At 49.9% G+C, this 12850-nt stretch carries 12 protein-coding genes; 8 read left to right on the top strand and 4 right to left on the bottom strand.

The features are described from left to right. Positions 1 to 25 precede the first annotated feature (25 nt). Complete coding sequence (locus KTH_RS29405; protein WP_497622443.1) at positions 26 to 526, bottom strand: 6-pyruvoyl trahydropterin synthase family protein; 501 nt, start codon at positions 524 to 526, stop codon at positions 26 to 28. Between the two features lie 212 nt (positions 527 to 738). On the opposite strand from KTH_RS29405, the gene KTH_RS29400 reads away from it, so the two are divergent. The 5 genes from KTH_RS29400 to typA all read left to right on the top strand — a co-directional run bounded on the left by KTH_RS29400 (position 739) and on the right by typA (position 6629). After that, a complete protein-coding gene (locus KTH_RS29400) occupies positions 739 to 1059 on the top strand; it encodes an SCP2 sterol-binding domain-containing protein (protein ID WP_111326648.1) in 321 nt (106 codons plus the stop codon). A 205-nt stretch (positions 1060 to 1264) separates the two neighbouring features. Next, positions 1265 to 1714 (top strand): hypothetical protein, encoded by a 450-nt coding sequence (locus tag KTH_RS29395; RefSeq protein WP_111326650.1) that lies wholly within the window; start codon positions 1265 to 1267, stop codon positions 1712 to 1714. Positions 1715 to 2061: 347 nt separating this feature from the next. Continuing rightward, positions 2062 to 2472 (top strand): hypothetical protein, encoded by a 411-nt coding sequence (locus KTH_RS29390; RefSeq protein ID WP_497622441.1) that lies wholly within the window; start codon positions 2062 to 2064, stop codon positions 2470 to 2472. An 83-nt stretch (positions 2473 to 2555) separates the two neighbouring features. Continuing rightward, entirely contained in the window at positions 2556 to 4409 is a 1854-nt protein-coding gene (locus KTH_RS29385) for a glycoside hydrolase family 15 protein (RefSeq protein WP_497622439.1), read from the top strand. Between the two features lie 363 nt (positions 4410 to 4772). Then, complete coding sequence (typA, locus tag KTH_RS29380) at positions 4773 to 6629, top strand: translational GTPase TypA (protein WP_497622437.1); 1857 nt, start codon at positions 4773 to 4775, stop codon at positions 6627 to 6629. 138 nt (positions 6630 to 6767) lie between these two features. Here the strand turns inward: typA and KTH_RS29375 are convergent, their stop codons facing one another. The 3 genes from KTH_RS29375 to KTH_RS29365 form a co-directional block, all read right to left on the bottom strand. Continuing rightward, entirely contained in the window at positions 6768 to 7124 is a 357-nt protein-coding gene (locus KTH_RS29375; protein WP_497622435.1) for an anti-sigma factor family protein, read from the bottom strand. 64 nt (positions 7125 to 7188) lie between these two features. Further along, on the bottom strand, positions 7189 to 7968 hold the full coding sequence (locus KTH_RS29370; protein WP_497622433.1) for an RNA polymerase sigma factor: 780 nt from the start codon (positions 7966 to 7968) through the stop codon (positions 7189 to 7191). A gap of 151 nt (positions 7969 to 8119) precedes the next feature. Continuing rightward, the gene (locus KTH_RS29365) at positions 8120 to 9133 is read right to left on the bottom strand and encodes a tyrosine-type recombinase/integrase (RefSeq protein WP_497622431.1); all 1014 of its coding nucleotides are present in this window, start codon (positions 9131 to 9133) and stop codon (positions 8120 to 8122) included. Between the two features lie 317 nt (positions 9134 to 9450). On the opposite strand from KTH_RS29365, the gene KTH_RS29360 reads away from it, so the two are divergent. From KTH_RS29360 to KTH_RS29350, 3 genes are all read left to right on the top strand, one after another. Then, positions 9451 to 9621: a hypothetical protein gene (locus tag KTH_RS29360; protein ID WP_497622429.1), complete on the top strand. Its 171-nt coding sequence runs from the start codon at positions 9451 to 9453 to the stop codon at positions 9619 to 9621. Between the two features lie 462 nt (positions 9622 to 10083). Beyond that, entirely contained in the window at positions 10084 to 12438 is a 2355-nt protein-coding gene (locus tag KTH_RS29355; protein ID WP_497622427.1) for an MMPL family transporter, read from the top strand. A gap of 110 nt (positions 12439 to 12548) precedes the next feature. Continuing rightward, positions 12549 to 12824 carry a glutaredoxin family protein gene (locus KTH_RS29350; RefSeq protein ID WP_497622425.1) on the top strand — a complete coding sequence of 92 codons (276 nt, stop codon included), beginning with the start codon at positions 12549 to 12551 and terminating at the stop codon, positions 12822 to 12824. Positions 12825 to 12850 lie beyond the last annotated feature (26 nt).

Below are 12850 nucleotides of genomic sequence, written 5' to 3'. Positions count from 1 at the left end.
GTGAGAGCAGCTAAGCTTTCGCCTGCTATTCCTGTAGGGTCAGGGAGTAGTATGCCATCTGGGTAGGCGCTTCTTCCACCCCGACTGTAATCGATGTGAGGTTCGAGATATCAAATGACGCCAGTTGTTTGCAAAGCTCGTTACAGATATATTCGGCCAGACGCTCGGCTGTCGAATTATCTATCGGAAGCTCCGCCACATCTTCCTTCGGGAAAAGATAGCGCTTCTCTTGATAGACGATTTCCCAGTTCTCCTCAGTCTGCTTGAGTTGTAAATGAGGGTTCTGCAACGGCAACAGGAAGCGATGATCCAGACTTCTGCAAATGTCTTTGGTCAGTCGCTTCAAAACGGTAAAATCGAATACCAGTCGATCTTGATTCAGGGTCCCTTCGGCTTCCACCCGTACACCATAATTATGCCCATGTAGCCGCTCACACTTTCCACCATATGTAATAAAGTGTGCGGAACTGAACTTCAGATACCCCCCCTCTATTTTGACTTTGCGCTGTATCCGCTCACCAGCCATTATCTCTGTCTCCCGTTCTTTACTGTAAGGTTCATCGAAAGTGTTAGATTGTGTCTTCAGCATACCATTCATCCCCATCGTTCTACAAGCACTGGCAGCAAGGCCACATCTTTCTTGCTAGCTGGCTAACTGGACAGCAAATCGTTTTGAAGCATATACTATACTAATGCCAGCAGGTCGTCACCTACATTTCGTAGAAGGAGAATAGAGAAATGACAGTAGAGGACACCTTCAAGTACATGCAGTCGCACTTCAACGCGGCAGCGGCAGCCGGTTTTAACAAAACCTATCAAGTTCACGTCACTGGTGAGCAGGGCGGCACATATGCACTCAAAATTGAAAACCAGACCTGCCAGCTTATTAAGGGCGGAGTAGAGAAACCAGATGTTACATTTACTATCAGCTCTGATGACTGGCTGGCTATTGCGCAAGGGAAGTTGAATCCAATGCAAGCCTTTATGTCTGGTAAAGTCAAGGTTGCAGGCGATATGATGCTGGCAATGCGACTTCAGAATCTCTTCAATATCGGCTAACATCTTTTTTCGATACGATTGGACGAGCGATCATGGTTAGCCATGATCGCTTCTTTCATAAGAGCTGCATTATCCCCCTTTTCATGCATTTTTATGAACCTTGAACTCCATTTATGGCCTATGTTATACTCGTTGTGACTAACTCTATACTCTCTAATATTGATCTATCCCGACGGCCTGACGCCGTAGAAAGGAAACATACATTATGGCCTTGCGCAGTAAAGACCTCCACCAGAATTTACATCATCTCCATGGCATGCTCACCACCCATGAAGCCGCAAAAGCACTTGATCTGAGTTACTGGCACTTTATGCACCTCGTCGAGTCAGGAAGAATCCCGGGGACCCGGATTGTCGATCGATGGCTTTTCTCACCAGAAGATCTAGCGTATTATAAGCGTACCAAGTATGGAGCCCTGGAAGACCTTGCACGAACAGCACTGAATCATTCGGATATTGATCTGACAGAAAAACAAGCAACTATTTGTCGGTATCTCCTCGATAATCAACGACCCTCCGAAATCGCCCGCAAACTTCAGCAATCACGCCAGGCAGTCCACTCCCAGATAGCCCTGATCCGCGAAAAAGTGACCCGCACCCTTACCCCTCCTGAGCGCACCACCGACACCCTTGTGCCTGTTCCTCCTCAACAGTGAACATTCCTCTCGTCTCAGTAGCCAACCCGATCCTATGGTGCCTGCAATGCGATAACACATCATATTACACTGCTTGAATAGATAGCATATACATAGCAAGAGCAACATACCGCCCTCCTTGCCCTTTATCATGCCTCAAAACCTCCAGGAGAGCGCTGATCAGCATGTCCTTTTCACAGTTGCTCTTGCTTCCTTTTTCAATTTCTTTCACCACAGTCAAACGTCAACCAAATAGGCTCATCAGCCGTACAAAAAGAAGAGGCATATACAGCCAGAGAATCCGTTTACACTGAACATTGATCTTCCTTCACAAAAAAAATCCTGAACGAAATGTGGTAATGCAACACATGAACATGCACTCAAGCAAGGAACTGGCGACCATCATCGATACTGGCTCAACCAATACACCCGGTTTCACGTTCACCATTTATACCGATGGCAGCGGCTCCATCCGCTATGAGCAACGCCCAGGCAGAAACTGGTTTCGGACCTCCACCGATAGAGACTTTGCTGCAGGCGAACTGGATAATTCCAGCCTGGCGGAGCTGCTTCAACAGATAGATGATGTCAGCACAATCCCCGATCATGCCTGTCCGAAATCGGCCTCGTTCGGCACCGTTCGTCGGATCCTCTATCAGGGCAAACAAAGTGGCGATCTGACCTGTATCAGCAGTCAGGACCTTCCTGTCTTCTATGCACTCAAACAATGCGTCAACACACTTCTGACACAAACCAAAGAAACGCCTTCTTCGTCGTAAGCATTCATAGCACCAAACCTTCTATCACTTCCTGTGGTTGATATTTCTGTACCTAAACATAAGAAACAAAAGAGAGATGTTCTATGGCATTATCCGAACAATCGCGCTACCTTCCAATCGAAGATTATGCAGTTATTGGCGATCTACATACCGTTGCGCTGGTAGGCAAAAACGGCTCCATTGACTGGTGCTGTTTACCTCGCTTCGACTCTCCAAGCGTCTTTGCAGCGCTGCTTGATGCCGACAAAGGGGGCTTCTTCCGCATCTCACCATTGGAGAGCACCCATATCGGGCGGAAACAGCTCTATCTTCCCGAAACCAACATCCTGATTACACGTTTCCTGACCAATGATGGTGTCGCTGAGATTACCGACTTTATGCCGATAAAGTCCGACAGTCATGCCAAACGGCAACATTTTATTGTCCGTTCGGTCGCGGTTGTGCGTGGCTCAATGCCCTTTGAAATGATCTGTCGTCCGGCATTTAACTATGCACGCGATCCCCACACGATCCGTATGGATGATGACGGAGCCATTTTTCACAGCACAAATTTTTGTCTGGCCCTCTTTTCCTCGGTTCCGGTTCAGGAAGATGGAAAGGGAGGAATTCGCGCAGAATTTGTGCTCCATGAGGGGCAATCAGCCCGCTTTATTCTGGAAGGCGCCAAACATAACGATATCGAGGTGCGCGATCACTCACAGGCCCATTACCGCGATGATTTCCACCGGACTATGACCTACTGGCAACGCTGGATCTCTCAGTGTCAGTATCAGGGGCGCTGGCGCGAGCAGGTGCAGCGTTCGGCTCTGGCCTTGAAGTTGCTGACATATGAGCCAACAGGAGCGATTATCGCGGCCCCAACCACCAGCCTTCCCGAAACGCCTGGTGGTTCTCGCAACTGGGACTACCGGTATACCTGGCTCCGTGATGCCTCCTTTACCCTGTACAGTCTGCTGACACTCGGATTTACGCAAGAGGCTGAAGCCTTTATGGGATGGCTGGATGCCCGCTGCCACGAGCTGAAGGAAGGGCAACCGCTGCAACCTATGTATACTATTACCGGTGAGCACGATATCACCGAGGAAACGCTAGACCATCTGGAAGGCTATCGCGGTAGCAAACCCGTTCGCATCGGCAATGCAGCCTACAAGCAGCAACAGCTCGATGTCTACGGGGAGTTGCTGGATGCAATCTACATCTATAACCGCTATACCCCGATTACGTACGATCTGTGGGAAAATATTCGCGAACTGCTGGATTGGTTGAGCAAGCATTGGCAAGAACCAGATGAGGGGATCTGGGAGGTTCGCGGAGGGCGCAAGCCGTTCCTGCACTCGCGCTTGATGAGCTGGGTCGCGTTTGATCGCGCACGACGCATCGCGTTTCAACGTGGACTTCCCGCCCCTATCACAGAATGGATGCAGACCAGCGCGACGATCTACGAAGAGATCATGAAAAAAGGCTGGAATGCCAAGAAACGCAGCTTTGTCCAGTACTACGGTTCCAATGAGGTCGACGCCAGTTCGCTACTGATGACACTTATGCGCTTCACCGGTCCCCGTGATCCCAGAATGATGGATACCATTCAGCGCATTCAGAAGGAGTTGAGCCGCGATTCCCTGGTTTATCGCTATCTACCGCATAAAGCAGCAGATGACGGGTTGGGCACACAGGAAGGCTGCTTCAGCCCCTGTAGTTTCTGGATGGCGGAGACACTGGCCCGGGCCGGGCGCGTAGCAGATGCCAGACTTATGTTAGAGAAAATGCTGACGTATAGTAATCATGTGGGGCTCTTCTCAGAGGAAATAGGATATACGGGGGAGGCACTGGGCAATTATCCGCAGGCCTTTACGCACCTGGCTCTGATTACGGCCTGCTATAATATCGACAAAATGCTGAACCAGGAACGGCCTTCAGCAGCCTGGCAATTGGAATAAGCCCGGCATAGTGGCGTGTTTCTCTTAAAGAGAGCAGAATGAGGATAGCACGCCACCTCTTCCGTCAAACCAAATAACTGGTATAATATACAGACAAAACAATTGAATCGCATCTTGCAGAAACACTGGCCGCATCGATACAACGAAGAATGAGCGAGCCAGATTTTCTGTGTGCCATTTGTGGCTCTATGCAATGGGGCACTGCCTATCTTATAATCCTATCCGTTCTTCATTTGCTGTAAGATGCACAACTACATGCTTGTTGCCCGGCCAGACCGGCAAAAGCAGAAAAGAGGATGGGCAGAACAGCCCTTTTTTCATGTTTTTGCTGCTGTCATTTTGACACATAAGGACTCATTACAAATGACTCAAACCGAAATGGATTTGCAAAAAGAAGCTCAGCATATCACGCGGTCAGATTTACGCAATGTGGCTATTATCGCTCACGTCGATCACGGCAAAACAACACTTGTCGATGGCCTCTTAAAACAAAGTCATATCTTTCGCGAAAATCAGCAAGTTGGCGAACTTATTATGGACTCCAACGATCAGGAGCGCGAGCGCGGTATCACGATTCTTGCGAAGAATACTGCTGTCGAATATAAGGGAATCAAAATCAATATTATTGATACCCCGGGACACGCCGACTTCGGTGGCGAGGTAGAACGCGTTCTCAATATGGCCGATGGCTGTCTGCTGCTCGTTGACGCCTCTGAAGGACCGATGCCCCAAACACGCTTTGTGTTGCAAAAGGCACTTGAGCTCGACCTTCAACCAATTGTGGTCATTAACAAAATCGATCGTAAAGATGCACGCATCGACCAGGTGCTTGAGTGGACACAGGATCTCTTCCTGGAACTGGCAACCTCCGACAAACACCTTGATTTCCCGGTCCTTTATGCAATAGGACGCGAGGGCGTAGCCATGTATCACCCCGACGACGAGCGTGTTAACCTGGAACCTCTGTTTGAGACGATTGTCAACAAGATTCCCGCGCCCAAAGTCCAGACCGATGCCCCGCTTCAGATGCTGGTGGCCGCGCTTGATTATGATGACTATAAAGGCAAGTATGCAATCGGGCGTATCGTTCGAGGCAAGATCAAAGCCAATTCATCCGTTGCTCGTATCAATCGCGATGGTGTCGTCTCCACACAGAAGGTCAATCAGATCTTTGTGTATAAAGGACTGCAACGGCAGGAGGTCAGCGAGGCACAGGCAGGCGATATCGTCGCTCTTACCGGTATCGCTGATGCAAATATCGGTGAAACGATTGCACATATTGATCACCCGGAAGCGTTACCCGCCATTGCAATCAGTGAGCCAACGCTGAAAATGACCTTTGCCGTGAATACCAGCCCCTTTGCGGGCCGCGAGGGCAAGTTCCAGACCTCCCGGCAGCTTCGCGCACGCCTCTATCGCGAACTGGAAACCAATGTCAGCCTGCGCGTTGAGGATGGCAATTCACCCGATGAGTTCATTGTGTCGGGACGTGGAGAACTACACCTCTCGGTTCTCATTGAGACCCTGCGCCGCGAAGGATATGAGTTCCAGGTTTCACGCCCGGAAGTCATCACCCGAGAGGACGAGAAAGGGCACCTGCTCGAACCGTTCGAGATGCTCGTAATTGATACACGCGACGAATACATCGGCGTTCTGACCGAGGCACTGGCGCCACGAAAGGCACAGCTTTCCAATATGGTCAGCGACGGTCTCGGCAATGTGCGCCTGGAATATAAGATCCCGACCCGCGGCCTGATTGGTTTCCGCAATACCTTCCTGACGCTGACAAAGGGAAACGGCGCGATGAGCAGCCTACTCCTGGATTTTGAGCCCTGGATTGGCAAAATCGGTACGACTCGCATGGGCGTTCTGATTGCCTCAGAGACGGGCACAGCGATGACCTATGGCCTGAACAATGCACAGCAGCGAGGAGATACCTTCATTGAGCCGGGAACTCCCGTCTATGAAGGCATGATCGTCGGGCTGAACAGCCGTCCCGCCGATCTGGTCGTCAATGTGTGCAAAGAGAAGAAGCAGACAAACGTCCGCTCCTCCACGGCAGAAATTCAGGTCCGCCTGACTCCGCCTATTCTGATGAGTCTGGAGCAATCGCTTGACTTCATCAACAATGATGAGCTTGTTGAAGTCACGCCACAAACAATCCGGCTGCGCAAACGCTATCTGACACAACAGGAACGCTCTAAGCGCGAACGAGAATAAGAGAGCAATAGAAGAAAGAGCAGCCACCCGATGCAGGATGGCTGCTCTTCTTTGTTCCCATATTGGGTTGTTCAGGTTAGCAATCCCTTCACCACTTGAGTAAACGTGTTGTAGATATGCATCTCTCTGCTGGCAGGTTTACCGATCTGGCGCCTCGTCACGCTCTTCCAGTTCCGCCAGCAACACGAGCCCTTCATAGATCTCCTGACAACGATCACACGCCGCAAGATGTCGCTCTATTTCAAGCATTTCATTCTCTGATAATGCTTCGGAAACCTCCTTAAAATGCAATGCATCATAATAGGCAGGTAGTGAAGAGGAACACCGTTCACAGGTTATACTCTGCTTCTCCTCAAGCGCCCCGAACAAGCCCTCTGCGTTTCGGGAACAGATCGGACATGTCTCGATATGCGCAAAGAGTTTTGTCAGTGCCTCAGGACCCTGTAACCACTCACTACCATGTGCAAACAAACCACGCAATTCTTTACATTTCATAAACGGTCTTCTTTTCTTATTCTCTTCACCCGGGCATTCACATTTTTCTATAGTCCATAATACATTATTCTCTCAGACTTCGCAACACCTCCATAATATCTGGTCTATTTCTCAGCGCTTTTATGGCTCTATGACGCCATAGGTACACATCTTGCAGGCTTGCCTGTAAGATTGCTGCTAGTTCCTGATCACTCCAACCACCAATGTAGGAATAGAGCAGAATGAGACGATAGCGCTGGTTGCGCAACGAGACAATAGCCCGAATCAAAAGCTCATAGAGTTCATTGCGTACGGCCTGTTGTTCTGGATCAACAATACAGGTATCAGAAGAGTTGGCTTCTGGGATAAGGAGGTCTTTCTGTTGCTCTTTTATCTGTTGAAGTAAATAGGCTCGCGCCTGACGCAAGAGAATAACCTGTGTCCACTTGAGGAATGTCGTCGGATCGGTCGGACCTCCATCCGCCAGCGTTTCGCGGTAGAGGATCTCCATAACCTGATGTAGAACGTCTTCCTGCGAGCCGGCCAATTTCTCCAACTCTTGAGCATATCGGGTATAGTGTAACGCCTGCAAGAGATAGCGCCTCACATTTGCGAAAGCCAGATTGCAAAGCTGCTGATCTGTCGAGCGACAGGCATGATACAGAATACGGCTACATACACGTTGAGCTATACGCATCAGATCCTTGTGTGTTGCCTGAGCCAGGTCCCACCCCACATGCTTATACTCTTCAAGCATTTTTATCACCACTTCATCAACCGTTGTAAGCTCTTGAGTATAACGCGTTATTGCCTTTATTGCTACAGCCTTACATCTCTCCCTGATGTTCTCGCTTATCTCATCCATATCAACGCTCTTTCACTTTTATACGCCAATTTCTCCCTTTATAAGATTTTCTCCCTCTATCAAAAAGACGCATTTCTCTCATATCTTTCAAACTTCTGGTATAAAAGAGCCTTACAAGCCAGCGTAACAACAAGCAAAAAAAGAGTGAAGCCTAATAAAGCTTCACTCCCTCGTTGGCGATAGCGCTTGCTTCGGCGTACCGCAACGGCATATGCGCAGATTTCCATCCACCGGCCACTTGAAGCGCCTTGATATCGGTCCCATTGCGCATCGCAACCGTCGCCCAGTAGTGACGGCAATCATGCGGCGAGAGATTCTCAAGCTGTATCATCCGTCCCAGTTGACCAACGCGTTTATTGATTGCCCGGGTCGACATCGCACGGCCTTTGTAGCCGGCAAACAGATAGGGCCCTTGCACCTGTGGTAAATAGCGCATCAACGCCACCAGACTATCAGGCGTCAGACGATGGGTCTGCACCATGTCAACTTTCTCCCGATAGAAGGTGATCGTCCCCTGGGTGAGATTGATATGTTCGACACGCAGGCCCGCAAGCTCACCACAACGGAGCCCATGATCCAGCAGCAGGCACATCATTGCCGCATCGCGCCGTCCCAGTTCTGTATCAGGCTGACGTTTTAACAGGGTCGCGTGGCCGATATTGAGACTGGTTGCCTGTTGCTTTTTCTCCCCTACCCGCGTGATAGGGCGACGTCTATCAATATGCACCCCCTCCTTGTGAGAGTACCCTTTCACCAGTTTGATAGAAGCGTATTCCTGCTGGCTCAACTTTCCAGCTTTCACCGCCAGGTTACAGTAGGCCTTGATCGTCGCCAGACGCACATTAATGCTTCCAATAGAGTAGCCACGCCTTGTCTGCCACTCAACAAACGCCTCTACCAGTCCATGCGTCACACCACTCCAGAGCGACCAGTCTCCACTATCGAGGAAATGCGAAATAGGTTGCTCATATTGAACCGATTCCAGAAAGCGAAAAAAGAGCTTCAAATCTGCCTTCTGTCTCCGCAGCGTATTTTCCGCTTTAGTAGAACTATAGCGGATATGCGCGGTTTCGCCCGCAATTCGGTTGGCAAAATCACCCACCGACTCAGGAGCCCCAAACGGAAGGATCTCGACACTTTGGGCTCGGATTGGCAGCTCATCCATTGTAAATGTTCCCTCATTTCAGCAAAGTTCCGATTACTTGGTGAAATCGGAAATTTCTCTCCACAATTATATCAGAGAACGAAAGGCCTTACAAGCAACAAAAACCGATTAGGAGAAAAAGGCACTTCCCTCCATGTCGCCGCCTCAGGCATAAGGCACGAAAGCGGCTCTTCTTCCATAGAAGAGGAACAGCCACTTTAGCGATTCTTCAATCATCTCTTTATTTCTTTTCTTTTGTCTCTCCAAAAACTGCAAGATTTTCCCTCGCTCCTAACACCTTTCTCATAAAACAGTATGCAAAAGGAGCTATGACCACTATGAATACACTCAAACGTCTTTTTCTCTCTCTGATATTGACCGTCACCATCCTGCTCGGTAGTTATATAGGACCGCTTTCACAGGTGCTGCAACCCGCTCATGTGCCCGCGAAACCAACCATCCATATGCAGAACAACTGTCCACCACCGCCGATTGATTGCACAATTTAATAAGTACAACAGTATGTCCAGAGGAAGGGACTTCCTCCTGTCCCTTCCTTTTTCGCTCAAAAACCAATTTTCAAAAAATATGAGGTTAACCTCGAAATTCATGAAACCCTGAGAGCAGAAAAAGGATCTAAGCTTTTAGATCCCAAAAAGAAAGCGCTTTACCTCGGGCATGTCTTCGGCTTGCTTTTTATGCAGCGCACGCACCGCCTGCCTGCTATAATAAAGCGCGATATGCCTTCACTCTGGCGCAATCAGGCAACGAGAGCAAGCGAGCGTTGAGGCTGGTTCTCCCCCCGGGTTGGACAGGACGTGGGAAGAGAAGACATGGCAGAAGCATTATAAGGGATGAGGACCGAGAAGCCTGGCCCATTTTTCCGCTGTTCTCCCAGCCAAACCTGATTACTGGCATGCGAAAACAATTCTCTACATACTGTAGTAAGCACAAGGGAAGTTTGCATACACATGAGATCGACACATACCGAGACTGTAGAAGAGAAACAACAATTGCAAACACCTCCAGCCCGTGAGGCACACGGCATCTATCGCATTGGCCTTGCCTATGGTCACTTTATCTATCGCGTTCGCTGGTTTGTCCTTGCCCTCTGGGTTCTCATCATCGCGGTCAGTGCCTTTTTCGCGATAAAAACGCCCTCACTCTTCAGTGGTGGCGGCATTGAACTCAAAGGCAGTGAATCCGTCCATGTAAAACAGCTTCTAAAAGACAAACTAGATGCCCCCGCATCACAGGCTGTTGTTGTCTTCCAATCGGAGAACACAAAAGTCTCCGACGCCGACTATCAAAAAGAGATTTCCGACCTCAAAGACAAACTCAAAGATTTCCCACATCTGAAAAATATTACGACTGGCAGCATTGGCAAAGATGAGAAAACAACCTTTCTCGTACTGAATTTCGATGCTGATGCCAATGATATGCAGGATCAGGTTCCAGCCCTCCGCGACAAGCTTCCAACCGGAGATAAGGCCAGTCCGGCGCACGTCTATCTAACATCCGAGCTTCCGCTGACAGAGGAACTGCTGCATCGCACACAGGAAGACGTTGAGCGGGCCGACCTGTTCGCCCTACCTGTTGCGCTCGTGATCCTGATTGTCGTCTTCGGTACTCTTTCAGCCGCCGCGATGCCACTGCTGCTGGCAATTCTTGCTGTGGTAATGGCCCTGGCAATTGTCTATCCAATCGCGCTCAATATGGAGGTCAGCAACTATGTATTGAGCGTTATATCTATCATTGGTTTAGGCGCATCTATCGACTATAGCTTGTTTATTATTCGGCGCTTCCGTGAAGAACTGGCTCAGGGCTATCCGGTTCGGGAAGCGATCGCATGGACAATTGCGACTGCCGGTGAAGCGATTCTCTTCAGTGGCCTGCTGGTAATCATCGGCTTTGTCGGGCTATTGCTGATCGGCCTGGGCATTATCACATCCATTGGTATTGGCGGAGCAGCGGTCATCGTTGCAGCGGTCCTGGCAGCCCTGACCTTTCTGCCTGCACTACTCAGCATTGTGGGTCATCGCGTGAACTCAATTCGCATCCCATTCCTCTGGAAGCTCACCATGCCCACATCTGGGGACGGCTACAACAAGCCTGGCGGCTTCTGGCATCGCCTCGCGCTTGGTGTGATGAAACGGCCATTCCTCACCATTCTGATTGTCTGTGTGATTCTGGTTGGTCTGGGCTGGCCCGTGCTTTCCATGCGCATTGGCACCAGCAGCGAGACCATGCTACCCAAAACGGCCCCCTCTCGCCAGGGACTTGAGGTTCTCAAACAGCAGTTCCCAGACCAGTTTGAGAATCAGCAGATCCAGATTGTCGCACAGACAAAAGATAAGAGCGACGTACTGACGAAGGATCAGTTGAATCACATCGCCGATTTGAGCGACTGGCTGAAGAAACAGCCTCACGTCAAGGACGTTTCCAGCATTATGAATCCTCCTTCGGCTCCGGGCAGTCCCGCACTGACGAAGGACCAGCTCATTATGCTCTACACGACCGGCGCATATAAACAGAATCCGGCACTGGTCCAGTTTGTCGAGTCCACCACAAAAGATGATCTTACCCAGATTACCGTGAGCTCCGACACGAAAACCAATACCCCTGAAGCGAACGACCAGATCACCCATCTGCGCAATGAAGGGGACAAAGCGGTTGAGAACATCACCGTGCATGTCGGTGGTATGCAGGCGATCTATATGGACTTTGATAATTTCCTCTATGGAAATTTTCCGAAAGCCATCATCTTTATCGTCTCTGCGACCTTCATTCTGCTGATGTTGATGTTCCGCTCACTGCTTCTGCCACTCAAAGCGGTTATCATGAACGCGCTATCGATCAGTGCGACTTATGGCGTTCTGGTCTTCATTTTCCAATGGGGGAACTTCAGTAACATTCTGGGCTTTACCAGCAATGGCTTTGTAGATAACATTGTGCCGATTCTGCTCTTCTGTATCCTGTTTGGCCTCTCGATGGACTATGAAGTGTTCCTCTTGAGCCGGGTGCGTGAAGAGTGGCTTCACACCTCGAATAATACGCTTGCGGTTGCCCGTGGTCTCGAAATGACCGGCAGCGTGATTACAAACGCCGCCCTGCTCTTTCTGGTTGTGACCGTCTCGTTCATCTTCACGTCTCTGACGGTCACGAAAGAACTGGGCGTTGGCATGACGATTGCCATTCTCGTCGATGCGACGATTGTGCGTTCGTTGCTTGTCCCGGCAACTATGCGTCTGCTCGGTCGCTGGAACTGGTGGCTACCGGGTCGTCCGCTACCGAAAGAAAAACCGATTGAGGATCACCTATCATAAGTGAGTGCCAGAAATCGCAAGCGGGAGGGCTGAGGTCCTCCCGCTTTCCTTTGTCTTCCGGGGAAAAGCGTCGTATGATATTACTATCACTATCTTTTGGAGGAAACTTTTTGAGCACGCGACCACAACACCCATTACAGGTTGTTCTCTATACAAAAGCGGGCTGTCACCTCTGCGATGAGGCTCGCGACATACTGGACAGGATTGCGGAAGAAACCGAGTTCGATCTAACCGAAACCGATATCCGCAAAGATCTTGAGCTCTTTGAGCGCTACCGATACCGTATCCCCGTCATTACGATCAATGAAACTGTGGTAGCTGAAGGGCGTATAGAATATAGTGAACTGGCCTCTGTATTCGCAGCACTACAAGAGGATCGATTGTAACACAGCAAAGAGGCGCAACAGCTCAG

Source organism: Thermosporothrix sp. COM3 (assembly GCF_059696735.1).
The sequence above is the reverse complement of the archived record's forward strand: the minus strand, read 5'-3'. Positions and strand labels throughout refer to the sequence as shown.

Excerpts from the sequence above, each read along its gene's own strand:
- KTH_RS29375 (WP_497622435.1), bottom strand. The coding sequence starts at position 7,124 with ATGAAATGTAAAGAATTGCGTGGTTTGTTTGCACATGGTAGTGAGTGG.
- KTH_RS29395 (WP_111326650.1), top strand. The coding sequence starts at position 1,265 with ATGGCCTTGCGCAGTAAAGACCTCCACCAGAATTTACATCATCTCCAT.
- KTH_RS29385 (WP_497622439.1), top strand. The coding sequence starts at position 2,556 with ATGGCATTATCCGAACAATCGCGCTACCTTCCAATCGAAGATTATGCA.
- KTH_RS29405 (WP_497622443.1), bottom strand. The coding sequence starts at position 526 with ATGGCTGGTGAGCGGATACAGCGCAAAGTCAAAATAGAGGGGGGGTAT.
- KTH_RS29355 (WP_497622427.1), top strand. The coding sequence starts at position 10,084 with ATGAGATCGACACATACCGAGACTGTAGAAGAGAAACAACAATTGCAA.
- typA (WP_497622437.1), top strand. The coding sequence starts at position 4,773 with ATGACTCAAACCGAAATGGATTTGCAAAAAGAAGCTCAGCATATCACG.
- KTH_RS29400 (WP_111326648.1), top strand. The coding sequence starts at position 739 with ATGACAGTAGAGGACACCTTCAAGTACATGCAGTCGCACTTCAACGCG.
- KTH_RS29360 (WP_497622429.1), top strand. The coding sequence starts at position 9,451 with ATGAATACACTCAAACGTCTTTTTCTCTCTCTGATATTGACCGTCACC.
- KTH_RS29365 (WP_497622431.1), bottom strand. The coding sequence starts at position 9,133 with ATGGATGAGCTGCCAATCCGAGCCCAAAGTGTCGAGATCCTTCCGTTT.
- KTH_RS29370 (WP_497622433.1), bottom strand. The coding sequence starts at position 7,968 with ATGGATGAGATAAGCGAGAACATCAGGGAGAGATGTAAGGCTGTAGCA.
- KTH_RS29390 (WP_497622441.1), top strand. The coding sequence starts at position 2,062 with ATGAACATGCACTCAAGCAAGGAACTGGCGACCATCATCGATACTGGC.